The organism is Aeromonas enteropelogenes, assembly GCF_020097295.1.
Classification (GTDB): Bacteria; Pseudomonadota; Gammaproteobacteria; order Enterobacterales; family Aeromonadaceae; genus Aeromonas; species Aeromonas enteropelogenes.
The window spans coordinates 2663710-2687833 of record NZ_CP083625.1 but is presented as its reverse complement, the minus strand read 5'-3'; the positions used below and the strand labels follow the sequence as shown (position 1 = coordinate 2687833).

The 24124-nt window shown below is 45.8% G+C and carries 21 protein-coding genes and 1 pseudogene; 6 read left to right on the top strand and 16 right to left on the bottom strand.

The features are described from left to right. Window positions 1-61: 61 nt before the first annotated feature. From LA321_RS12745 to LA321_RS12665, 16 genes and pseudogenes are all read right to left on the bottom strand, one after another. Complete coding sequence (locus LA321_RS12745; RefSeq protein ID WP_042072108.1) at window positions 62-1144, bottom strand: LPS O-antigen chain length determinant protein WzzB; 1083 nt, start codon at window positions 1142-1144, stop codon at window positions 62-64. A gap of 50 nt (window positions 1145-1194) precedes the next feature. After that, the gene (gene rfbC / locus LA321_RS12740; RefSeq protein WP_082043425.1) at window positions 1195-1734 is read right to left on the bottom strand and encodes a dTDP-4-dehydrorhamnose 3,5-epimerase; all 540 of its coding nucleotides are present in this window, start codon (window positions 1732-1734) and stop codon (window positions 1195-1197) included. Window positions 1735-1778: 44 nt separating this feature from the next. Beyond that, window positions 1779-2702, bottom strand: a complete 924-nt coding sequence (gene rfbA / locus LA321_RS12735; protein WP_082043426.1) for a glucose-1-phosphate thymidylyltransferase RfbA — start codon at window positions 2700-2702, stop codon at window positions 1779-1781. Beyond that, window positions 2699-3586, bottom strand: coding sequence for a dTDP-4-dehydrorhamnose reductase (gene rfbD / locus LA321_RS12730; RefSeq protein WP_082043427.1), 888 nt, complete (start codon window positions 3584-3586; stop codon window positions 2699-2701). The genes rfbA and rfbD overlap by 4 nt, the downstream gene beginning before the upstream one ends. Beyond that, window positions 3587-4858, bottom strand: a complete 1272-nt coding sequence (locus tag LA321_RS12725; protein WP_224212212.1) for a sugar transferase — start codon at window positions 4856-4858, stop codon at window positions 3587-3589. A gap of 124 nt (window positions 4859-4982) precedes the next feature. Next, window positions 4983-6023, bottom strand: a complete 1041-nt coding sequence (locus LA321_RS12720; protein ID WP_082043429.1) for a glycosyltransferase — start codon at window positions 6021-6023, stop codon at window positions 4983-4985. Between the two features lie 172 nt (window positions 6024-6195). Next, on the bottom strand, window positions 6196-7122 hold the full coding sequence (locus tag LA321_RS12715; protein WP_167335333.1) for a glycosyltransferase: 927 nt from the start codon (window positions 7120-7122) through the stop codon (window positions 6196-6198). After that, window positions 7112-8272, bottom strand: a complete 1161-nt coding sequence (locus LA321_RS12710) for a lipopolysaccharide biosynthesis protein (protein WP_156141099.1) — start codon at window positions 8270-8272, stop codon at window positions 7112-7114. The genes LA321_RS12715 and LA321_RS12710 overlap by 11 nt, the downstream gene beginning before the upstream one ends. A gap of 227 nt (window positions 8273-8499) precedes the next feature. Then, a pseudogene (locus LA321_RS12705) lies at window positions 8500-9140 on the bottom strand (IS5/IS1182 family transposase); the annotation flags it as partial. A gap of 497 nt (window positions 9141-9637) precedes the next feature. Then, on the bottom strand, window positions 9638-10471 hold the full coding sequence (locus LA321_RS12695) for a hypothetical protein (RefSeq protein ID WP_042072110.1): 834 nt from the start codon (window positions 10469-10471) through the stop codon (window positions 9638-9640). 58 nt (window positions 10472-10529) lie between these two features. Next, window positions 10530-11828 (bottom strand): RraA family protein, encoded by a 1299-nt coding sequence (locus LA321_RS12690; RefSeq protein ID WP_082043436.1) that lies wholly within the window; start codon window positions 11826-11828, stop codon window positions 10530-10532. Between the two features lie 5 nt (window positions 11829-11833). Continuing rightward, entirely contained in the window at window positions 11834-12772 is a 939-nt protein-coding gene (locus LA321_RS12685) for a KpsF/GutQ family sugar-phosphate isomerase (RefSeq protein WP_082043437.1), read from the bottom strand. A gap of 38 nt (window positions 12773-12810) precedes the next feature. Next, window positions 12811-14088 (bottom strand): hypothetical protein, encoded by a 1278-nt coding sequence (locus tag LA321_RS12680; protein WP_156141101.1) that lies wholly within the window; start codon window positions 14086-14088, stop codon window positions 12811-12813. Window positions 14089-14121: 33 nt separating this feature from the next. Continuing rightward, entirely contained in the window at window positions 14122-15183 is a 1062-nt protein-coding gene (gene rfbB / locus LA321_RS12675; protein WP_042072112.1) for a dTDP-glucose 4,6-dehydratase, read from the bottom strand. A 601-nt stretch (window positions 15184-15784) separates the two neighbouring features. Next, window positions 15785-18934, bottom strand: a complete 3150-nt coding sequence (locus LA321_RS12670) for an efflux RND transporter permease subunit (RefSeq protein ID WP_042072114.1) — start codon at window positions 18932-18934, stop codon at window positions 15785-15787. 17 nt (window positions 18935-18951) lie between these two features. Next, window positions 18952-20133 (bottom strand): efflux RND transporter periplasmic adaptor subunit, encoded by a 1182-nt coding sequence (locus LA321_RS12665; protein WP_042024877.1) that lies wholly within the window; start codon window positions 20131-20133, stop codon window positions 18952-18954. Window positions 20134-20273: 140 nt separating this feature from the next. On the opposite strand from LA321_RS12665, the gene LA321_RS12660 reads away from it, so the two are divergent. The 6 genes from LA321_RS12660 (at window position 20274) to LA321_RS12635 (ending at window position 24114) form a co-directional block, all read left to right on the top strand. Further along, the gene (locus LA321_RS12660) at window positions 20274-20915 is read left to right on the top strand and encodes a TetR family transcriptional regulator (protein WP_042072115.1); all 642 of its coding nucleotides are present in this window, start codon (window positions 20274-20276) and stop codon (window positions 20913-20915) included. Window positions 20916-20994: 79 nt separating this feature from the next. Further along, window positions 20995-21528, top strand: a complete 534-nt coding sequence (locus LA321_RS12655) for a class I SAM-dependent methyltransferase (RefSeq protein WP_407929429.1) — start codon at window positions 20995-20997, stop codon at window positions 21526-21528. A 192-nt stretch (window positions 21529-21720) separates the two neighbouring features. Next, complete coding sequence (locus LA321_RS12650) at window positions 21721-22902, top strand: dicarboxylate/amino acid:cation symporter (RefSeq protein WP_042072117.1); 1182 nt, start codon at window positions 21721-21723, stop codon at window positions 22900-22902. Between the two features lie 186 nt (window positions 22903-23088). Further along, window positions 23089-23409 (top strand): DUF134 domain-containing protein, encoded by a 321-nt coding sequence (locus LA321_RS12645; protein ID WP_042024872.1) that lies wholly within the window; start codon window positions 23089-23091, stop codon window positions 23407-23409. After that, window positions 23399-23947: a NifB/NifX family molybdenum-iron cluster-binding protein gene (locus LA321_RS12640; protein WP_082043430.1), complete on the top strand. Its 549-nt coding sequence runs from the start codon at window positions 23399-23401 to the stop codon at window positions 23945-23947. Before LA321_RS12645 ends, LA321_RS12640 begins: the two co-directional genes overlap by 11 nt. Further along, window positions 23929-24114 carry a hypothetical protein gene (locus tag LA321_RS12635; protein WP_042072118.1) on the top strand — a complete coding sequence of 62 codons (186 nt, stop codon included), beginning with the start codon at window positions 23929-23931 and terminating at the stop codon, window positions 24112-24114. Before LA321_RS12640 ends, LA321_RS12635 begins: the two co-directional genes overlap by 19 nt. Window positions 24115-24124 lie beyond the last annotated feature (10 nt).

Here is a 24124-nt window from a genome sequence, read left to right as displayed (position 1 = left end):
AAAAGACACCGATAAAAAGAGAGGGAGCTCATTGCCCCCTCTACTCAATCAACCACTAACATTATGCCGCTTCTGGCCTACGAAAGGCATGACGCACAAGAACGATCGCAACACCTAACATTCCACCAAGCATGGTTGCCAACACAACAATAAGTGGGCGCTTGGGCTTGTCACGAGTATATGGTTCTTCTGGTGAGTCGAGCATCATGAAAGAGTCAAAAGAAGCATTCGTTAATTGCAACGCTTTCAACCCATTGAGCTGCTGGCGGATTTTACCCAAATCTTCATTCAATACTTCAGGATTTTTTATTTCCTCCAGAATTTTCAACTTTTCAGCCAAACCTTTGCTACCAAGATCGATGTTGAATATGTCTTCATTATTCATACGTTCTAGCGGTTTTTCCACTCCGGCAGCTTGGCTTATGCGCAAGCTATACTGAGTTCGGCGAATATCATCCTGACGAGCTTTCAGGGTATCAGTTTTGATGATTTCATACTGAGACGTCAGTGCCTTAATACGGTTTTTCCAAAGACTTCTGAGTTCCGCATTTTTATCTAAAATCTGTTTGTTTTGAACAAACTCGATGTATTTAACCAAACGTTGTTGTGCCAGCTCAGCAGTGTCTGCCGAAAAGCTGAGGGTAATATCAGTACCGGTCTTATCAAATGGCTTGGCCACAATAGCCTCCCCCAATTTGTTCATCAAGGCTCGCTCACCACGACGATCTGTCACTCCAGCCTTTTCTAGTTCGTCTGCAAAAATTCCCTGCTCAATTAAAAAAGTACGCTTGTTATTCATACTGTTAAACGCCGCAACAAAGCTCTGATAGAGCGCCGGGCGCTTTAGGGTAGAAAAATCCATATCTACGGAGGAATTCACAGGCAAACTATTTTTCAGTTGATCCATACGCAACTGAAAATTATTCACCTGCTCGATCGATGGCTCACTAATCAGTGCCTGACTAGTCCATACTTGACGTGCAGTCATGGCGTAGCCAACACCTGCAATAGCAAACAATAGGGTAACCGATAGAATCAATAGTTTTTTACGCCATAATACCAATATCAGCTCTCGCAGATCGATCTCATCTGATGCGGGAGCTTGTACCCACTGGTTCGGAATAACAGACGTTTTTTCGTTCATCTCTTCTCACTTGATTGTAAAGGTTAAAACGTGTAACGACGGTGGTATAACTAAGTGACACCTACAAAATTGGGGGCTAGACGATCTTTATCAGATAAATACAATGGCATCTGAGTAGATAACGGCCAATTTATTGCAAGCGCGGGGCTATCCCAGCGAATACATGCCTCATCACCCGGCAGATAATAATCTGTACACTTATAAAAGACATCCGCGCTCTCACTCATCACATAGAAACCATGAGCAAACCCCGGAGGGATCCACATTAGTTCTCCCAACTCTGCATTCAATATATGGCTAACCCAATGACCATAAGTGGGAGATGCTGGGCGTATATCAACAGCGACATCAAAGATGCTACCGTTTATAACTTGTACCAACTTTCCTTGTGGTCGTGAACGTTGATAATGCAAGCCTCGTAATGTCCCCCCTATGGAATGACTCAGGTTATCCTGTACAAATAAATAACGATCAGAATATTGTTCAAATTCTTCTTGGCGAAAACACTCCCGAAAATTACCACGATGATCAGAAAATATTTCTGGCGTCAAAATCATCACTTCGGCTAAATTTGTTGCACGAAACCTCATTGCATCATTCTCATCACCATTTTTTCGTACAAGAACTATACTGGTTAATTATTTACATGAGTCATGCCAAAGCGAGGAGTAAGTAAACGGAGTAGATAATGCCCATAACTACTTTTCGCTAATGACACGCCTAACTCACGCAGCTGCTCATCATTAATCCATCCCTGACGCCAGGCAATCTCTTCAGGACAGGCCACCTTCAAGCCTTGGCGCTTTTCCAAAGTTTGAATAAACTGCCCCGCCTCTTGCAGGCTATCAGGGGTTCCAGTATCCAGCCAGGCACAACCACGCCCTAGAAATGAGACCTGCAACTGATCCAGCTCCAGATAGCGACGATTGACATCAGTGATCTCCAATTCCCCTCGGGCTGACGGACTTAATTGCTTGGCAAACTCAACTGCATGCTCATCAAAAAAATAGAGGCCGGTCACCGCATAATGGCTGGCTGGCAGGGTTGGTTTTTCGGTGATAGCGATCGCAGCTCCTTGCTCATCTATCGTCAAAACCCCATAACGGCTCGGATCATCGACCCGATAAGCAAACACCCTCGCGCCAGTGCGATCGGCTGTAGCCTGACGTAGTTGAGCAGGCAGCTCAGCACCATAAAACAGGTTGTCACCCAAGATCAAACAAACCGGAGTGCCAGCCAAAAAGGGCTCTGCAATCAACAACGACTCGGCGACTCCTGCCGAAGCGGCTTGTTCGGCATAACAGAAAGTTAGTCCCCATTGGCAACCATTTCCCAATAACTGTCGAAAACGAGGAAGATCGGCGGGAGTGCTAATGATTAATATCTCGCGGATCCCAGCCAACATCAGTACCGACAAAGGGTAATAGATCATCGGCTTATCGTAGACCGGCAGTAATTGCTTGCTCACGGCTAGCGTGGCGGGATAGAGGCGCGTGGCTGAGCCACCCGCCAGGATGACCCCTTTACGAGAGGGCCTGTCGCACAAAGTGTCCATCATTGTTGCTCTTTTAGCAGTGCTTGCAGCGTCAACCTGGCCCCTTGTTGCCAATCCGGCAATTCCAGACCAAACGTCTGCTGAAAAAGCTGCGTATCAAGAAGAGAATTAAGGGGTCGCTTTGCTATACCGGAATAATCTTGGCTGGTAATCGGCTTAACCTGAGGCTCATTGCCTATCAGGCCAAGCGTATAGGCCTCGCTGAAAATAAAGCGGGCGTAATCATACCAGCTGACTTTTCCACTCGCAGCCACATGATAAAGTCCCGCCAACGCGGGCTCCACCAAGATCTGCTCGACCGCGTGGAGTGCCACCTCTGCCAGCATCGCCGCAGAGGTGGGCGCCCCAATCTGGTCGCAGACCACCCTTAACTCATCGTGACTTTGCCCAAGATGCAACATGGTCTTGAGAAAATTATGGCGCCAAGGGCTATGTAACCAGCTTGTGCGAATAATCAGATAACGGCAACCACTAGCAACTATCGCTTGCTCGCCAAGCCATTTGCTCTGGCCATATACATTCAACGGACCAGGGTGATCACTCTCCCGCCAGGGCACGTCACCACTACCATCAAAGACATAATCGGTCGAAAAATGAACCAACAGGGAATTATGCATTTTGGCCCAGCGGGCCAAAGCAATAACTGCATGATAATTGACAGCCATCGCCGCGACGGGATCACGCTCAGCCTGCTCAACATCATTATAAGCAACAGCATTGATGATCACGGAGGGTAGGCCATATTGCAGCTCTTGCGTCTGAAATGTCTGACTATCGCAAGTTGGGTAGCTGGCTCTAGGTAGCAGAATTAACGATCCACATGGTTGGCGGTCGATACCTAACAGTGCCTGAGCCAGTTGTCCTGCACCAAACAAAAAACAGCACACTTATCTTGCCCCAAAGCCAGTCAAGATAGTCCGAATGGTCTTGAATACAATCAACACATCAAGCCACAGGGAAAAATGCTTGATGTAATAAAAATCGTGTTCAATTTTAATGCGGGTATCATCAGCATCAGCCGCATAGCCATGTACCACCTGTGCCCAGCCACTGATCCCGGGGCGCACAATATGGCGGTACATATAGAATGGGATCTCACGTTCAAATTGATCGACAAAGACCCGTTGCTCTGGTCTAGGCCCAATCAGACTCATATCCCCTTTCAGTATATTGAAGAACTGCGGCAATTCATCGATACGCAGCTTGCGGATCACTTTACCTACGCGAGTTACACGCATATCGTCGGCTTGAGCAAACTGAGCCCCATTATCCTCGGAATTTTGGCACATACTACGAAATTTATATATTTTAAAGTCACAATTTCCTTTGCCAACCCTGTTTTGAGAAAAAATCACAGCACCAGGACTTTCCAACTTGATCAAAACCGCTGTTATAAGCATGACAGGAGAGACTACTGGAATTGCAATCAATGCGGTTACAATATCCAACATTCTTTTAAAAAATGCATAAATAGGGGAAGGTAATAAAGAGCCAAGTTGATTTTCATGAAGATGATCTATTTTAACGCGCCCAGTAAGAGTTTCACTTACCTGCTTGATATGATACACTGGAATATGTGCTAAAGCACAACGAGCCAGAAAGCGCTCCCACTTCTCAGTCAATTTACTATCCCGCAAATCAGCAACTACAGCATCAAAACGAACAGCGCCAAGATCTGGTTCATTTAATTGACGCCATTCTACAGCCCCTTGACTAGCTAACGATTGATAATCACCAAAAGGTAGTAAAGCATACTTTGGTGTCCGATAACGTCGACCAATAAAGTAGACTATCCAACAACATAGTAACGCAACCATGTATGACTCAAACAACACTTGGCGACTGTAGGGAAGACGCAAGAAAAACAATACACCAACAAGCAAACCATACATTGTAGTTACCGTTGGTATCATATAAGCAACAGGGCTAGCCCCAGGGTAACGCAAGAACCGATGCAAAACAATTACTGTCAGCAAGAAAGCCAAAAAAGCCCCCCCCAGAGTGTTGATCCTTACTATATTAAGTTCGTCCCAATAACCCCACCCCCATCGTTCTAGCGCAGGTAAACACACAGAAAACAGGGCGCCAAATAAAAACAAAGATGGAGAACTAAATAAAGTACGCTCATACCAGCGTGAATGACGGCGTTGGTAACTCAATGGACACCTCATAGATATGCTAATAATAAAACTTGCATTTATGCCATAACCATTTATGGTTATGGCATTAATATTGAGTAACCCTCAATTTTATATATTACCACTTCATAGTAATTTTCAATCATTAGATTTTTAATTTACGGTTCGTGTAGACTTCAAAATAGTCAGATTTTGATAACTCTATATTAAAAAAGGGAGACAAAATACAAGCGCCTTTTTTATAAATCTCATAATTTGACATTATTTCTCTAATTGCTATTGATATAGCATGCACATTATTTTCAACAGATAATCCATTATCTTTAATCAACTCAGGGCAACCACCTACATTACTGAGCAATAAAGGTATCCCGTTAGATGCTGCTTCCAATGCAGACATAGGAAGACCTTCACTATCAGAAATCAATGCGAACAGATTATAATTATTAAAATTATTAAAGTTTGGAATTTCCCCCAAGAATTCTATATTTTTAGCACAAGATAGCTCACTACGCAATGGACCATCACCGATAATATCCAGTTTAATGTTGGGGATATTATTTATTGCATTTATTAAAATATCGCATCTTTTGGGTGCCGATAATCGTCCTAGAAAGAGCACTTTGAACTCTTTACTCTCATTCTGACATATTATCTTTGAAGATGCGTTTGTTGAACTCAAGAACACGCCATTTCGAATATAAGTAAGTTTATTCGGCCTTATCTTAATAATATCTAATGCGTTCTTTTTATCTTTTTTTGACACACATATTATAATATCGGTCAAAAAAGATAATACTCTCTCCACTAAAATATAAATTCCTTTTAGTTTGCCCCCATTATAGATGCAAGACCATCCATGAGAAATATAAATAATACGACAACTTGTAAACAGTTTACATAAACGAGCGTAAAAACCTGCGTTTGCAGAACTGGCTACTAATATATCAATATTATTTTTCTTTATAAAAGAAATGATCTTATATAATGTTACTAAATTACATTTAGATTCGATACCTTCAACATACAGAATATCTTTACACCTAATATTATTACTTAACCATCCAGGTTTATTTGTAATAAGATAATGATTAAAATCTCCATCAAACAATTGCATTTGATCTTTAACCCAAGTCTGAGCACCACCTATTTCCGACTTGGTGATAATGTGAGCGACATTCAACATAAAGATAACTCTTTATTTGTAAGTTTAAATTAATTGCAAACACTAATCTTTAGCTCTTTAGCTCTTTAGCTCTTTAGCTCTTTAGCTCTTTAGCTCTTTAGCTCTTTAGCTCTTTAGCTCTTTAGCTCTTTAGCTCTTATAACATTACAAGATAATTATAAAGAAATATAATTTATAATTTTTTCTCCGAAAGTAACTTCTCAATATTTTCAACAACATTACTCTTGGCTATTATTTCATCCCAAGAGTCAAAATGGTTATGATGCGGTATTTCTTTTAAATTTCCACCACAAAGATACGCATCTAAGTCAATATAAGGTATTCCCTTATCAGATAAAAAATCAATAGACCATTTAGACTGTGTCGTCACAATAGGAATGCCAAAACATGCATATTCAATCAGCTTTGTAGATGTTTGCTCATTATAAGGAAATACATCCGGAATAAGGTTTAAGGCCCCTTTAGATAAATTCAATAAACTAGGAATAGCATCATGCTCAACAACCCCTAAATACTCTATGTTGTCATTATACTTCATCATTTCCTGTTTAAACCACTCTTCAACCTTTCCAACAATAGCTACTTTAATCATTGGAAAGACATTAAATATTCTTTTCAAAAAGAATGGTATATTACGAGCTTTAGAACAACTACCAATATATATTAAATCATATTTTTTATCTGAATGTGATATGTATCTATTTATTAAAAATGAATCCGAAACACCCATATCTCTATATAATATAACCTTAGATGAGGCTTTATTAAAATAAAAGTGTGATTCAACCGTTTTATTCAGAAATATTCGTATATCACACTGTTTATATTTTATGGATTTAATAATATTCTTTACTTTAGCAAAAGGAGGTATTGATGATGATGCGTATTCATGAATCAATATCTGATTTTTTATTTTTTTATAGTTTAAATTCCCCATAATACACCAGACCACATCATAGCACTCCAGTTTTGGGTTATCATTTATATCGACAATATCGACAGAAAACGAAGATGAGAGGCTACTCTGATAATGGGCGAGCTCTGGCAACGCTGCATTTCCAGAATGAACTATAGCTATGCTGTAAATTTTATGATTCATTAGCTTTTTTAAAGAGATATAATATTGAAACAAGATAAATAAATGCATTAGAGATAGCATAGTAAAATACAAAGTTTTGAAAATCTATATCATTTTTCACCCCCAAAAAAAATAAGATAGACAAAATTACAACTGACACGACTTGAAATATAAGGTCAATATTTTGTTTTTCTAAGGCTAAATATAGTTGTGAGATAGGAACGTAAATTATTAAAACAGCAGGAAGAATTAGATAATACTTATAAATGTACACCACATCCAACCACTCCGCAGACATACATTCACGAATAAACATCTCCAATCCAAGTATAACAGATGATGTATATATCATAGAAGAAAAAAACAACATAAATAGAACTTTATTAAATCTATCCCTAAGTAATTCATGGTTGTTTTTTATAATTAAAAATTCTTTTCTTAATATTTGCCCAACTGAGAAACCGACTAATGTAATTGGTGCCATTAATATTTTATACATCATAAAAAATATTCCTAGCGATATTTTTCCAAAAATAAACCCTATCATTATAGGCAATGAATACAACATTATAGATGAAAAAAATGATGAAGGCGTCGTATATATCCAAAACCTTTTTGAGCTTTTTCTGAATAAAGAAAGACTCAATCTAGAATAGTGTCCACGCTCATAAAAAAATAATATAACAACTAAAGATGGAACTAACATTGACAAAGAGTGCAAAATAGAAATATCTATTTTTTTATCTAACCAAAGGAAAATAGAAAAAAAAGTTATCGATATAAATAATTTCAGAAAAGAACTATATATGTACTCTCCTCTATTGGTTAGGAAATTAATACATACCGTATTAGCAAATAATGAAATGGAAAATAAAGCAATAGAAACCGGAATTGACATCGCCATAAAGGCAGTTAGAAAAACAACTATTATAAATAAAAACAGTAGACAAAAATTTAAAACATTATAGCTTTCTTTTTCATCATTATTAACAATACCAAGTTCACTGCGAAAAAATATTAATGTACCTATAAAACTCCCTATTGATACAACTGAACTATACTCACCAAAAGCCTCTGAGCCAATATTATTACCGATAATAGGGAGTGTTATAAAAGTAATGAGTTGTGCAATAATGACAATAAGTATGCTCGCAACTGTTTTGTTCAACATTTTTTGACATTACGCCTCTATGTACCTATTTTGGACATCATTAAGATGTAAACAAACTGTAAACTTGTTTTTTATAGATTTTATATGGAAAATAAACCCATTCTATGGAAGATGAAACTTCAAAGTAATATTATTAGCAGACTAGTCAAGACCATTAAGTCAAAATTTGGTGAATAGAATCGTATCAAATTTCAGGAACAACTTCCGCGACCACAAGAAACCGCTACAACCTGACCGTTGTATTTTTGCAGACTAATTTTTGCCCACCAAGAACAGTTTAAATCGAGATATTGTCGTTTCCGCCAACTAGTAACGGTGATACATCTATATCTTCTTCCTATGAGCCAGACCGTCCTTTCACATCACCAGCACAGCCTTATTTTTTGGGTGTCCCTTTTTATATAGTCCAAGGCTCTCGTGAAGAGGGATGCAAGAGGCCCCCCCCCTTTGACTATCAGCTGATGGTTGACTTACATAAACATGGCCCAACTTGTGCCGCAGTGGATTGAGCAATGTCGGCGCACATGGACATTCTCCAACGGCACTTCTACAGCTACGATATTGCGAGTTGCCGTGCGCAACTTGCACCAGACTCAGCGTTTCTCGGCGCCGTATTTTCTGAGTTTCCACTAGCCGTTACCAAACACCTTCAGGCCGGTCGAATTGATAACCAGGTGGGTAATTAATGGACTCTGGAGGCCAGTCAATAAGCCATTGGGACGGGCTAACTTGTTGACACAGTTATGTGTTGTACGGGACAGTGGCACGTTCATCAACTCGAACTGGGTGTCGAGTAGCCCTTGAGTAATCGCGGCTCTTCCCTTGAACATCAGGGCAATATAGTCTGGTCGGTATAGAACTGGAACCTCAAGAAATTAGATACTTGTTGCAGACCAGCTGGTAATGGGTTGAAGTGCCTTGCCCATGATGCTGACTTGAAGAGAATCGTGGTGATCACCATCTCCTCAGTCAATTCCATTTAAACTGCATCGATTTAAGAAACAACACAGTGAACAGGTTATAAAGTGTTTCATTTCCATCACCCGGCCTTGATGCGGAAGTGCTCATCAAGCAGCAAGCGATGCAGACATTCAATAGAGCCGTTACTATACGACCTGGCGTATCTTGGTCGTTCAGTGCTCAATCCCCTCCAGTTGCATAAACAGCTTGTAGGGATAATAAGTCAGGCCGACCGCAGAGCTGAAGCACATTACCTGAATGTGAAGAAATAGAACACCGGTTTGAGACCGGTGTCTAGTAACAACTAAATCTTTACCCTTATCAAAACACAGTTATTATTTATAGCACTCCTCACAAATTATTATAAGAACAACATTATATAAATAATTGCAAATGAAGAGTGAACTATTTGAAGTGTTGATATAAATTAAATTTAGTTAATACACCTTTGATGGATGACTTTACTTTTTCTTTAAAATCGATCTTGCCTTTATAAAAGCTCTCTTTAAAAAGAGCCTCCCAATTTAAACCATATTTTTTAACTAGCACAGTTTGCATTTCTTGAAGAGCATTACCGTGGTAAGAGCTTTTACTCTCATCAGCCATATTTTTATTGTATGTTAAGTTAGTCCTCCATTCAACAGTGAAATCCCTTGAGACAAAACACCTTAAGTTATTTTTATTAGCAATATATTGCAACTCTCTATCAATTCCCCATCCTCTTTTTAAATCCAAATTGAAATATGCACTATTCGTAGCAGAACACAACTCAAGCAAACGTTTACTAACGAGAGTGGCTATAGGTTGATATGCATAAACTTCTTTATACTTACTTGTAATATTATCAACGCTCTGTTCTGGTGCATTTGTATCTGTTAATCCGCCATTCAATGACGCAGAGATAAAGCCAAACTCTTGCCCATTGAAATCATTTTTTAGTGCATTCAATTCATCTAAATAATTAATATCATCCTTTAATCCAGCACTAGTTGTAACTAATAGAACATTGTCAAATTCAATGAATTTCAGCAAATATGTTAAGAACATAAATGCTTGCCCCGTAAAACGCACATTTATAGGAAGTGAGAAATTTGTATTCTCAGCTTTAACAGCCTTATCTGAACCATTATCGACAAGAAACACGTCCTTTTTCAAAAAACCATCAAGGATAAGCTTATTGTATATAATATCGGATTCTTCTGGTAAATTATAGTTAAATATGACAACTTTTGTATTCATAGTTTTATGAGATAACGGTTTATCTCTCCCTCCTTAACTACTGAATAAATATAATAAATTAAAAGAATCCATATTTTTTAGTCAACGTATCAACATCGACACCACTAGCTATTTCAGAAAGAATTTTCTTTTCATTTTCTGAACGTTTGTAAATTTCCAGAATAACTTCATCCTCAATGTCTTTAGGGATGATAATAACCCCTTCAGAATCAGCAAAGACCAAGCATTCAGGTTCTATTGATACATCTTGGATTGTTATTTTTTTATTAAAATAGTCTAGTGTAGCTCTTTTTCTCACATCTTGACATGAGTACCCTTGTGCAAACACTGGTAATCCTGTAGAAGTGACCTCTTGATGATCTCTTGTCATACCATTCACAATGACACCAGCCGCACCTGAACGAATAGCTAAATTAGCATTCAACTCTCCAAAATATGCATATTCAGGCATTTCATTTTCAACAATTATAATATCATCAGGAATGATAGTATCATAGCTATGTAGAGCATTATAAATCCCTCTAAAATCTTCTCCATCATTTAGCTTTCTTAGTTTTAAGGTTTTTGCTCTACCTAACAATTTCGCATCTGAGACATTTGGCTTCAAACCTTTAATAACTTGGTAAGGATATCCAAAATCATCAAGCAAGTCAGACAGCATGCAACTAGTCAACTGATTTTTGATATTCCCTAGTAATTTTCTATTTTTTTCTCTTTGACCTGCAGCAATTAGCTCTGCCAACTCAAAATCTTCAGGCCAATTAACATCTATTGAATCTAATAGTGAGGCCTTTAATAGATATGGTTTATCTCCAATCCTTCTATTTGTTCTTAGCGCGGTTTCTCGCTTGACAATATAGAGCCCCATAGTTTCAATTATAGTACAATCTAGATCAACACTATTAGGTATATTACTAATATCATATGTAGGCCCATTTTCAGACCAGGTGTACTGTTTTTCCTTTCTTATCAATACAGCAGAGTCGAACTCATTGTCGCCTTTCAGTTTTTCAATGCCTTTTTTTATTGTTTCAGTGCAAATAAAAGGACTGGTACATAAAACTTGAACATATATATCCGCCTCCACACTATTCACTTCATTCATGAACAACTTATTACCATCAGTTTTATTGCTGGCAAGCTTCGCATCTCTTTTCAATATTCCACACTTTACTTCTGATGCTGCCGATATCACTTCCTCGGACTCAGTATCAAGATAAACTTCATCAAATATTTTTGATGCTACCAATTTTTCAAGTGTATGGAGAAAAAGAGGTTTACCATCTAATAATTTCAAATTTTTACTTTCAACTCTAGTGCTAGATCCTTTAGCCGGTACAAATGCAACTACTTTCATAATGATCATTTCCTATTGAGGTTATCATAAATACCAATAACACGTTCACCATCAATGACAACAAGCGAATTAACTCCGTCTTGTTTCATTTTATAATCTGCATCCCCACACTTAACTTTAGATAAAATTGTTTTTGGTTTTTCCGTCATTAAATATTTGGCATTAACTTTCATCACATCAAGATTTTTATAGTTTGCGATTCTTTTTCTAATATCACCATCAGTAATAATCCCAAGTAACTTATCAGGATTACCGACTAATACCGCACCACTAGGAGAAGATGCCATCACGCCCAATATATCTAATAAGCTATCCGTTTCTGATACATAATTTGCATTTAGACATACATCACCAACACTACACAATAGCTTTCTGCCTAGACTTCCTCCAGGGTGGTATCTGGCAAAGTTTTCAGGTCCAAAATTCTTCGCTTTCATTAGAGCTACAGACATAGCATCACCTAAAACCAAGGACGCCGTTGTTGATGTAGTTGGCGCCAAGTTTAACGGACATGCCTCTCTTTCAATGCTTATATTTATATGAAAATCAGATGCCCTCGCTATTGTTGAATCAGCAGACCCTGTCATTGAAATAAGTAAATTTTTGTTCCCTTTTATGAATGGTAGTAATTTGGTAACTTCTTCTGTTTCCCCAGAATTAGAAATTGCAAAAAAAATATCTTCTGGTTGTATCATCCCTAGATCACCATGAAATGCTTCAGCCGGATGCATAAACATGCTAGGAGTCCCAGTACTAACCAGAGTTGCGAATATTTTTTTTGCAATATGTCCTGACTTCCCCATTCCACACATGACAACTCGTCCAGTAGAAGCTAATATAGCCTCTATCATCATATTAAATGATTTATCCAGAGCTTTCTCTACTTCCAATATACCATTAATTTCATCATGTATTACTTTTTTTGCTTCTTCTAAATGTGTCATATTCCCCTCTCTTAATCTTAATAGTTTTTCTGTGCGCATTAGATTCGATTTAAGCCAGATGCATCAGCTTCCTGAGCCTCAGGATAAGAAAGTAAAAATGAGTCCAGCAGTCCTTTTGTAATATAGTCATATCTAAAACCATTATTATAGTCCAATAGCCTATACATATTCCTTGGTGATAAAATTACTAAGACGACCATATAGATCACGATGTATTTATGTGATTTGCAAATTTTAGAACTATATAAATAAACCATTAAAATTGGCAACATATAAAACATTCCGAAATATATATACCTTTGTGCCGTAATTTGAAACAACAAGAAAAACAATAAAACAGGAATCATAAAACTTGATAGCATTAGTAGCTTATGAAGCAGTCTGCTTTTTACAAAAAAAGAGCACTCTTGCTTCAACTTAATTATCAAATAAACCGCAAGTAGTATTTTAATGCTACACGATATAATCAGAAAAAAATCGCTAATCCCATAATAATCACCAAATGGCCCACCAATATAATTTATATATCTTGATTGAGCGTATAATATTATATCGGGCAACCATGTCATTACATTGGATAGATTTATGTATGTAAATACATAAAGAAACACAGTAAAAAATAAGCCGAAAATGAACGCCACTCTAACACTATTAACAAAAACAGCAATAAACCAGACAAATAACATAATAGGTAAGACAGCTAAATGTATCATCATTGCCATTATACTAATTAATACGCCACGTATATAATTACGCTCAAAAACATAGAATGATGAAAGATATAAAAGCGAGAATGATAATATATTTTCGTATGATGTAAGAAAAATTAATGGTAAATTCAAAAGTACCAAAAAAAATAAAGAAAAAAAATCACTTTCATTATTATAAAAGGAAGCCCAGTATCTATCCGTAGCTTTAAACGTTATAAAAAAACCTAAAAAAACACAAACAAAAGAATATATTTGAGGCTCTACATCATAAATGTTATATATAACACCAAATAAATTACGGAATGGCTTGCTACTATTCACATATTCTTGACCATAGCCAATTATATATGAATATATTCTTGCCATATCATAAACATTTAATATGGAAGGATCTAGCAGTGTAGCAATAAATGCAAAAAAATATGATATGGAAAAATATGATATGTTGTTTATTTTATAAACAACACCAATAAAAAGCATAATGCTGACTAATATGATAGCGGGTAAAAATAATGACATGATAAAAAGAAAAATAAAAAAAATATAAAAAAATACTTTTTTTAATTTTATATTTTCACTAAAATCAGTTCTATTTATTAATAACAAAACAACCTCTTTGGTTTTAAATTAGTAGTTATGCTAAATATAGGGTTGATTGGTACTACTCTTAAGATTGTTCACCCATTGCTGATTATCCAAGTACCACTGCACTGTCTTGCGGATACCTGATTCGAAGGTCTCTTGCGGTAGCCAATCAAGCTCGGCGCTCATCTTGCTGGCATCGATGGCATAGCGGCGGTCATGGCCGGGGCGATCCGTCACATAGATGATTTGATCGCGGTAGGAGCCTGCCTTGGGCACCATCTCGTCCAGCAGATCGCAGACAGTATGTACCACCTCCAGATTCTGCTTCTCGTTGTGGCCACCGATATTGTAGGTCTCACCTACTACACCGGTTATTACCACCTTGTACAACGCACGGGCATGATCTTCCACATAGAGCCAGTCACGGATCTGATCGCCCTTGCCATAGACCGGCAGCGGTTTGCCATCCAGCGCATTGAGAATGACCAGCGGAATGAGTTTTTCGGGGAATTGGTAAGGACCGTAGTTGTTGGAGCAGTTTGTGACTATGGTTGGCAAGCCGTAAGTACGGCGCCAGGCACGCACCAGATGGTCGCTAGATGCCTTGGAGGCGGAATAGGGGCTACTGGGGGCATACGGGGTAGTTTCGGTAAAGAGTGGCAGCTGCCCACCACCACTGACTTCATCCGGATGAGGCAGGTCGCCATACACCTCATCAGTAGAGATATGATGAAAACGAAACGCACTCTTGCGTGTATCGTCTAGACCATTCCAGTAAGTCCGCGCAGCTTCCAGCAGCATATAGGTACCGACGATATTGGCCTCAATAAAGTCGGCAGGACCCGTGATGGAGCGATCGACATGGCTCTCGGCGGCAAGATGCATCACTACATCCGGTTGATGTTCAGAAAATACCCGGTCCAGTTCACCGCGATTGCAGATATCCACTTGCTCAAACACATACCGCTCACTGTCAGAAACGCTGGACAAGGATTCCAGATTACCTGCATAGGTGAGTTTATCGAGGTTAATCACGGAATCATAGGTATTGTCGATAATGTGACGCACGACAGCAGAGCCGATAAAGCCTGCGCCACCGGTGACGAGAATTTTCATCGATATGCGAGCTCTTACAAACAATGAAAACAAGGGATTAACCTACAAATGAGGCCAGCAATCCAGCCCTAATAACTAAAACCAATCGTGAGCCATATCCGTAGAAAGTATCTGGTGTGTGCATAATTTATGCATTTTTATAGCAAAAGCTATGGCTACCGCCCCTGAGTTACAGCCCCCAGTTTGCTGCTTTTAACCAGATTGTGTCTGCTGTTGGTCATCGTGTCCTCCAGCATTTCTTGTTGTCCTGACTGTCGGTACGTTTCCCACCCTCAAGTTTGTTCAAGAGGATTCTCATGAGGAATTTGATATACCCAACAGTCTCAGCCCGATTGGAGTCCGGATTCTATCCCGTTTCAGACCAAACTGAACAGTAAAAACTACTCACTATGAGGGTTTTCAATAAGGATTCAATAGAGAACACGTTCAATTGAACAAACTTGACGCACATGCCACAAACAACTGCTATTGATAACCAATTGATACCTTAATCAGAGCAAAAAACAGGGCAACCCTGAGGTTGCCCTGTTGAAAGACCAATTAAATCTGACAAGGTTGGCGATTTATTAGCCACCTATCAGTTCAAACCAACTAGTATCCATCAGTCATGTTTCGTCTCACCCACCGCAGCCAAACGCGCCTCTTTTGAAGAATGTTTGGTGAAGTAGCGCATAACCAGCACGAAGAACAATGGCACGAAGAAGATGGCCAGGACAGTAGCACTGATCATCCCCCCCATCACGCCGGTACCGATGGCGTTACGGCTGCTGGCGCCGGCACCGGTACTGATCACTAGCGGCAATACGCCGAGGATGAAGGCAAGGGAGGTCATCAGTATGGGACGCAGACGCAGACGCGCCGCCTCCACCACTGCCTCACCAAGCCCCATCCCCTTGTCATAAAGCTCCTTGGCGAACTCGACGATCAGGATGGCATTCTTGGCCGACAGGCCGATGGTTGTGAGCAGGCCCACCTGGAAGTAGACATCGTTCTCCAGCCCGCGCAGAGTCGCGGCCAGAATGGCGCCCAGTACCCCGAGCGGCACCACCAGCATCACCGAGAAGGGGATGCTCCAGCTCTCGTAGAGGGCGGCAAGGCAGAGGAACACCACCAGCAGAGAGATGGCATAGAGCGCAGGGGCCTGCGAACCGGCCTGGCGCTCCTGGAAGGAGAGCCCGGTCCACTCGATACCCACCCCTTCTGGCAGCTGTTTCACCATCTGCTCGATAGCCGCCATGGCATCACCGGTACTCTTGCCGGGTGCAGCTTCACCGACGATCTCCATGGCCGGCACACCGTTGTAACGCTCGAGACGCGGCGAGCCAAAGCTCCACTCCGTCGTGGCAAAGGCAGAGAACGGCACCATCTGGCCAGCGCTGTTGCGCACATACCACAGCTTGAGATCTTCCGGATTCATCCTGAAGGGGGCATCGGCCTGCATGTAGACCTTCTTGATCCGGCCGCGATCCACGAAGTCGTTCACATAAGATGAGCCCCAGGCCGTCGACAGGGCGCTGTTGATATCCGAAATGGAGAGCCCCTGCGCCAATGCCTTCTCATAGTCGAGCTTGATATCGAGCTGGGGAGTATCCTCCATCCCGTTCGGGCGTACCCGTACCAGGTTCGGATCCTGCGCCGCCATGCCGAGCAGTTGGTTACGCGCCGCCATCAGCTTGTCGTGGCCCAGTCCCGCACGATCCTGCAGATAGAAGTCAAAACCGGTGGCCGTTCCGAGTTCCGGGATCGACGGCAGGTTGAAGGCAAAAACTTGCGCCTCCTTGATGCTGAACAGATACCCCATGGCGCGGCCAATGATGGCATTGGCGCTGCGATCCGGGCTCTCCCGCTCACTCCAGTCCTTGAGCTTGATAAAGGCCATGCCGGCGTTCTGACCGCTACCGGCGAAGCTGAAGCCCGCTACCGTCAGCACCGACTCCACATTGTCCTTCTCGTTCTCGAGGAAATAATCGCGCATCTGGGCCAACACCACCTCGGTACGCTGCTTGGTCGCACCGACCGGCAGTTGCACCATGGACATGACGACCCCCTGATCCTCCTCCGGCAGGAAGGAAGTGGGCATCCGCATAAACAGCACACCCAGCACTACCAGCATGGCGCCATAGATGAGGCTGTAGCGTACGCCCTGCTTGATCACTTTGCGTACCCCGTTCTGATAGCGGCTGGCGCTGGCATCAAAGGCCCGGTTGAACCAGCCGAAGAAGCCGCGCTGGGCCGCAAACTCGCCATGTTTCAGCGGTTTGAGCAGGGTGGCACACAGAGCTGGCGTCAGGATCAGGGCCACCAGCACCGAGAGCACCATGGCCGAAACGATGGTGAGCGAGAACTGGCGATAGATGGCACCGGTCGACCCGCCGAAGAATGCCATGGGCACGAACACCGCCGACAGCACCAGAGCAATCCCCACCAGGGCGCCGGTGATCTGATCCATCGACTTGCGGGTCGCCTCCAGCGGGGAGAGATCCTCCTCGCTCATCAGGCGTTCCACGTTCTCCACCACCACGATGGCGTCATCCACCAAGAGGCCGATGGCCAGCACCATACCGAACATGGTCAGGGTGTTGATGGAGAAACCGAAGGCTGCCATCACGCCGAAGGTACCGAGCAGCACCACGGGCACGGCGATAGTCGGGATCAGGGTGGCGCGGAAGTTCTGCAGGAACAGGTACATGACGCAGAACACCAGGATGATCGCCTCGATCAGGGTCTGCACCACCTCCTCGATGGAGATCTTCACAAACGGCGTGGTGTCGTAGGGATAGACGATCTCCATGTTGGCCGGGAAGTACTCGGAGAGCTCATCCAGTTTGGCTTGCACCTTCTCGGCGGTATCCAGCGCGTTGGCACCGGTCGCCAGCTTGATGGCGATGGCGGCAGTCGGCTGACCGTTGTAGAGCGCATCGGCATCATAGCTCTCACCCGCCAGCTCGACCCGTGCCACATCTTTCAGACGGACTTTGGAACCATCCTGATTCACCCGCAGCAGAATGTTGTTGAACTGCTCTGGGGTAGAGAGACGGGTCTGCCCCATGATGGTAGCGGTGAACTGCTGATCCTTGACCGCAGGGGTGCCCCCCAGCTGGCCAAAGGCCACCTGGGCGTTCTGCGCCTTGATCGCGGCCTGCACGTCCCCCGGGGTCATCTGTACCCGGTTGAGCTTGTGCGGGTCGAGCCAGACTCGCATGGAGTATTGGCTACCGAACAGGGTGATCTCGCCCACACCGTCCAGACGGCTCAGGGGCTCCTTGATGTTGGAGACCACATAATCCGCCAGATCGTCGTTGTTCATGCTGCCATCGCTGGAGATGAACGCAGCCACCATCAGGAAGCTGCTGGAGGTCTTCTGGACCCGGATCCCCTGCTGCTGCACCTCTTGTGGCAACAGCGACATCGCCTGTTGCAGCTTGTTTTGCACCTGTACCTGGGCAATATCGGGATCGGTACCCGGCTGGAACGTCAGGGTCACCGACACCCGGCCGGCGGAGTCAGACTGGGAGGACATGTAGAGCAGGTGATCCAGCCCTGTCATGTTCTGTTCGATGATCTGGGTCACCGAGTCTTCCACCGTCTTGGCGGAAGCGCCGGGGTAGCTGGCGGAGATGCTCACCGCCGGCGGCGCTATGCTCGGGTACTGGGCCACCGGCAACTTGATGATGGCCAGGCTGCCCGCCAACATGATCACCAGCGCAATCACCCAGGCAAAAATGGGTCTGTCTATAAAAAATCGAGCCATGAAGTGACTACTCCATCCTACTTGTTGGCCGGAGTCTGGGCGGCAGACACAGTGGCCGCCTGCTCAGTCGGGTTGACCTCGGCACCCGGACGCACTTTCTGCAGACCGGCGACGATCACCTTCTCGCCTGATTTGAGGCCGGACTCCACCACCCAGTTGCTGCCGACGACCCGGCTCAGCTGGACATTGCGCAGCTCGACCTTGTTGTCGGCTGTCACCACCAGCACGGTCGCGCCGCCATTGGGGGTACGGCTCACGGCAGTTTGCGGCACCAATAACCCCTGTGCCCGCTCACCCTCCTGCAAGGTGGCGCGCATGAACATGCCGGGCAGCAGCAACTGGTGAGGATTGGGCACTATGACCCTCAGGGTCACCATGCCGGTGCTCTCGTCCACGGTCACATCGGAGAATTGCAGTGAACCTGCTTCCCCGTAACTGGAGCCATCCTCCAGCTGGAAGTTCACCCTGGCTCCCTTCTGCTCGTCCTGGGTCAGCTTGCCCTCGGCCACCAGCCGCTTGAGGCGCAGCAGATCGGCGGTGGACTGGCGCACGTCCACATACATGGGGTCGAGCTGCTGAATGGTGGTGAGTGCACTGGCCTGCTGGGCAGTCACCAGGGCCCCTTCGGTCACTGCGGACTTGCCGATGCGGCCGCTGATGGGCGCCGTGATCCGGGTGTAGCCCAGATTGATCTCTGCGGTGCGCAGGGCTGCCTTGCTCGCCATGATCTCGGCCTGGGCCTGCTTCCAGCTGGCATCGGCGTCATCATAATCCTGACGGCTGATGGACTTGACCTTGAGCAGTTCCTGATAACGTTTGGCCTTGAGGCGAGCGCTGCGCTCGTTGGCCTCGGCCTTGGCCAGATTGGCCTTGGCGCTGGCGACTTCCGCCTGGTAGATGGCCGGATCGATCTGATAAAGCAGATCGCCCGCCTTCACGTCGCTTCCTTCGGTAAAGAGACGCTTGAGCAGGATACCGCTCACCTGGGGGCGAACTTCGGCGATACGCAGCGCTGCGCTGCGGCCGGTCAATTCTGTGGTCAGTTGCAGCGGCCCGCTTTGCAGCGTGACGACATCGACCGCAGCCGGAGGCATGCCCCCCTGCCCTTGCGGCATCCCGTCCTTGTCACCACAACCTGCCAGCAGGCCCGTTGCCAGCAAGGCAAGGCCCACCGAACGAGCAAGAATATGTTTATGCATGAAACACCTTAATCTCAGCCAGTCAATGAACAGGCAGGGCCAGACGGCCCCGTTGGAAAAAAATCGGAAGATGAGGCAATATACATACATTCATAAATGTATGTAAGTGGCATTTTGCTTATATCGAGGTGTATCACCCCATGGCCAGACGAACCAAAGAAGAGGCGCAGCAGACCCGTTGCCATATCATGAAGAGCGCACTGGCGCTCTTCTGTGCCCAGGGATTGGCCAGAACCAGCCTGACCGATATCGCCAAGGCCGCCGGGCTGACTCGCGGTGCCATCTACTGGCACTTCAAGAACAAGGAAGAGCTTTTCTTCTCACTGTGGAAGGAGCTGTGCGAGCCGCTCTCCCACCAGCTCGATGCCTGCATCTCCGAGCAGGAGCCCGATCCCCTGGGTAAACTGCGAACTTTTCTCAAAGGGGTCCTTGTCCGTATCACCACGGATCCGGCTCACCAGCAGATGTTCACCATACTGTTCAATCTGGAATCGCTCGATGGCGAGACGCTCTCTTTGCGCGAACACATCCGCAGCGAGTCGGGCAACTTCTTCCAGGATCTGGAGACGGCCCTCACCAATGCCATCCGCAAGGGGCAATTGCCGGCGACCCTGGATCTGAAGCGGGCCACCACCCTGGTGCACTGCACCCTGGATGGCTACATAGTCAACTGGCTGCACTTTCCGGCCAGAATTGACCTTATAAAGGAAGCAGACTTCCTGCTCGACAGTATCTTCGCCATGTTGCAGCTGGTTGACGGCCCGGCCAGCACCCGCCCATAACCTTCCCCTGACGCCACAACCTTTGGCTGGTCACAGCCAAGTTTGCTAGAGTATGCCCCCCTTTGTTGGAGGTCCCCCAGTGTCACACCCCGTCAGCCCCTTGTCGGCGCCATATTCTGCCCAAATGCAGACGGTGTGCGCCCACTTTCTCGCCGCCCTACCCAAACAGGCTCACCTGCTCAACGCCAATTGCGGCAGCGGCGAAGATCTGGCGCATTTTCGCCAACTGGGCCATGTGGTGACCGCCTGCGAGCCCAGACTGGTACAAGCCAAGCTCGCCTCGCAACAAACCGGACAAGCGGTACGCGTCTGTCATATCGAGCAGATACATTCAGTTTTGCCCTATGACGGCATCTGGATCAGTGGCCAGTTTGGCCACCATGTTTCCACCCTTACCACCCAATTGCAGCGATTGGCAAGCCTGCTCAAACCGGGGGCTCTGCTGTGCATCCGTTTGCCACAAGATGATATGACCCAGGCAAGAGACAGGATTCAGCTGGTTATCGAGCAAGCAAGCCTGCCATTAGTACCGACTCACTGTCAGCCCCCCTCTGCGGCAGGGCAACCGAAACCCCTTCTCTACCTGCAGCGGATCCCGCACCCCATCCCCTAACGAATTAATTCATCACATATTTCCGGCAACTGAGTCCAAAGGGTTCCACTCGGTGTTTGGGGTGATTGACAATATTTAACTCGGAGATTTAACGAAATAGGCAGACATAGCACGGATTTAATGTTAAAAAAACACGATTAATATAGAAATTAAATAACAAACCAGACAATACATATTCAGGCGGATTTTATTATGAAACTTGTCCTCAAACTCATTGCTGGCATCCTTGCCGGCCTCTTGCTCGGTCTTTACGCCCCTGAGTGGGTGGCGCGCGTGCTGTTCACGGCCAAGACAGTCATAGGCCAGCTGATCACCTTCACCATCCCGCTCATCATCCTGTTCTTCATCATGAGCGGGATCGCCAGCCTGCCGAAAAACTCCGGCAAGCTGCTGGGCAAGACGGTTGCCCTCTCCTACGGCTCTACCATACTCGCGGGTCTGTTCGCCTTCACCGTGGCCAGCCACCTGATCCCGCAGCTGACCAGCGCCGCCGAGCCCACAGCAGAAACCGCTACCGAGCTCGCCTCCTACCTCAATCTGGAGATCCCGCCATTTTTTGGAGTGATGTCCGCCCTGGTCGCCGCCTTTGTGTTCGGCATCGGTATCAGCGCGACCCAGGCCACCGACCTGCGTAAGGTAGTCGATCAGGGCCGAGACATCATCGACCGCCTGCTGGCCAAGGTGATCATCCCGCTGCTGCCCATCTACATCGCCGGTGTTTTCGCCGAAATGACCGTAGTCGGCACTGTATTTGCCACTCTGAAGACCTTTGGCGTGGTGCTGGTGATGGCCATCCTGATGCACTGGATCTGGCTCTCCGTACTCTTCATCGGTACCGGTCTGGCCCTTGGCCGCTCACCGCTTACCCTCATCAAGAACATGCTGCCCGCCTACTTCACAGCCCTGGGCACCATGTCCAGCGCGGCCACCATCCCGGTCGCCCTGCGCTCAAGCAAGAACAACGGGGTGAGCGAGGGGATCGCCAACTTCACCGTGCCTCTGTGCGCCACCATTCACCTGAGCGGCTCCACCATCACCCTGGTGACCTGCGCCACCGCCGTGATGTTCCTCTCCGAGCATCTGGCGATCCCGGGCTATGGCACCATGCTGCCTTTCATCATGATGCTGGGGGTGATCATGATCGCCGCACCAGGCGCACCGGGGGGGGCCGTGATGTCGGCTCTGGGCCTGCTCACCTCCATGCTCGGCTTTAGTGAAGCCTCCGTCGCCCTGATGATCGCCCTCTACCTGGCGCAAGACAGCTTCGGCACCGCCTGCAACGTGACCGGCGATGGCGTCATCGCCCTGTGGGCCGACCGTTTTGCCAATGGCAGTGAAGCCACCGGAGTGACTCGCCAATCTGAAGCCGCGTAAGCAAGCGGCGAAAATCCCGACATGCCCCCACGGGCCCAAACTTCGGTTTGGGCCCGTGTTGTTTCTCCCTCTTCATGCATCTCTCTTCCCTCTTCGCAACGACGTCATCCATGACTCAATCCGACAAAATAATTGGCATATGCTAATTACAAGCGTATAAATGGCATATGCCATTTAGGAGCCACCATGCCAAGACCCAAGATTGCCCGCCAGATCTGTGGCCGCCCCGCCAACAGCTGCTTCAAACCCAATGGCCGCCCCATGCACCAACTGGAGCAAGTCGCCCTGGCGGCCGATGAATTCGAGGCCCTGCGACTGGTCGACCTGCAGGGGATGCAGCAGCAGGAGGCCGCGCAGGTGATGGGCGTCTCCCGCCAGACCCTGGCCAATATCCTGAAAAAAGGTCGTTACAAGGTGGTGGAATGTCTGAGCCTGGGCAAAGCGCTGATGATGCAGCCTGCCGAACCCGGCCACGAAACCAGTGGAGAAGATCGTGATGAACCATGAAACAACCCCCGGCAACAGTGCCATCATGCTGAGCCAGGGCCTGCTGGCCGGCCATTTCAGTCGTGCCGAGCAGTTGCAAATCCTGGGCCCTGATGGAGCCGTACTGGTCACTCTGGCCAATCCGGCGGCCACGGCCGGATGCAGCGGCAAACAGGCGCTGCTGGCGACGCTGGCCGAACATGGCGTCGACCAGGTGATGGTGCGCAACATCGGCCAGCAGATGCTGGGTCGCCTGCTGACCGCCGACATCCGGGTCATGCAGTGCCGTTCGGGCCGTTTGCCCCTGCCTGCACTGCTGGCCCCCGCCAACTTGATACCGCTGACAGAGGCAAGTCAGGGCCGTCCGTCACGACACCATCAAAGCGCACCAGCCATCCACGGGATCCGTCCCGCCAGCCAGCAGCCGGGGGCACACGCCTGCCAGCGAAATAGCGGGGCGGCACATGGCCATTGCCGCAATACTCAAAACAAGGGCCGGGGAGTTGATCATCCCTGCTGCCACCACAGGGAGGAGAAATCATGTCAATCTGGCTGTTGAGCCTGCTCGCCTCATTTGTCCTTATCGTCGCCATGGGCACCATCATCTGGTGGCGTCAGCACAAGCTGGCACAAAAGCGGGGGGATAAAGAGATACGCCCCTGCGGCTGCTCGAGCGCCTGCGCGGATCACCTGCATCAGATAAGCGAACCGCCGCCCAAACCCTGATGTCCCCAAA

What these genes read in the sequence shown, in the direction of transcription:
- LA321_RS12745 (WP_042072108.1), bottom strand. Translation starts at nt 1,144, where the DNA reads ATGAACGAAAAAACGTCTGTTATTCCGAACCAGTGGGTACAAGCTCCC.
- rfbC (WP_082043425.1), bottom strand. Translation starts at nt 1,734, where the DNA reads ATGAGGTTTCGTGCAACAAATTTAGCCGAAGTGATGATTTTGACGCCA.
- rfbA (WP_082043426.1), bottom strand. Translation starts at nt 2,702, where the DNA reads ATGATGGACACTTTGTGCGACAGGCCCTCTCGTAAAGGGGTCATCCTG.
- LA321_RS12720 (WP_082043429.1), bottom strand. Translation starts at nt 6,023, where the DNA reads ATGTTGAATGTCGCTCACATTATCACCAAGTCGGAAATAGGTGGTGCT.
- LA321_RS12715 (WP_167335333.1), bottom strand. Translation starts at nt 7,122, where the DNA reads ATGAATCATAAAATTTACAGCATAGCTATAGTTCATTCTGGAAATGCA.
- LA321_RS12710 (WP_156141099.1), bottom strand. Translation starts at nt 8,272, where the DNA reads ATGTTGAACAAAACAGTTGCGAGCATACTTATTGTCATTATTGCACAA.
- LA321_RS12695 (WP_042072110.1), bottom strand. Translation starts at nt 10,471, where the DNA reads ATGAATACAAAAGTTGTCATATTTAACTATAATTTACCAGAAGAATCC.
- LA321_RS12690 (WP_082043436.1), bottom strand. Translation starts at nt 11,828, where the DNA reads ATGAAAGTAGTTGCATTTGTACCGGCTAAAGGATCTAGCACTAGAGTT.
- LA321_RS12685 (WP_082043437.1), bottom strand. Translation starts at nt 12,772, where the DNA reads ATGACACATTTAGAAGAAGCAAAAAAAGTAATACATGATGAAATTAAT.
- rfbB (WP_042072112.1), bottom strand. Translation starts at nt 15,183, where the DNA reads ATGAAAATTCTCGTCACCGGTGGCGCAGGCTTTATCGGCTCTGCTGTC.
- LA321_RS12670 (WP_042072114.1), bottom strand. Translation starts at nt 18,934, where the DNA reads ATGGCTCGATTTTTTATAGACAGACCCATTTTTGCCTGGGTGATTGCG.
- LA321_RS12665 (WP_042024877.1), bottom strand. Translation starts at nt 20,133, where the DNA reads ATGCATAAACATATTCTTGCTCGTTCGGTGGGCCTTGCCTTGCTGGCA.
- LA321_RS12660 (WP_042072115.1), top strand. Translation starts at nt 20,274, where the DNA reads ATGGCCAGACGAACCAAAGAAGAGGCGCAGCAGACCCGTTGCCATATC.
- LA321_RS12650 (WP_042072117.1), top strand. Translation starts at nt 21,721, where the DNA reads ATGAAACTTGTCCTCAAACTCATTGCTGGCATCCTTGCCGGCCTCTTG.
- LA321_RS12645 (WP_042024872.1), top strand. Translation starts at nt 23,089, where the DNA reads ATGCCAAGACCCAAGATTGCCCGCCAGATCTGTGGCCGCCCCGCCAAC.
- LA321_RS12640 (WP_082043430.1), top strand. Translation starts at nt 23,399, where the DNA reads ATGAACCATGAAACAACCCCCGGCAACAGTGCCATCATGCTGAGCCAG.
- LA321_RS12635 (WP_042072118.1), top strand. Translation starts at nt 23,929, where the DNA reads ATGTCAATCTGGCTGTTGAGCCTGCTCGCCTCATTTGTCCTTATCGTC.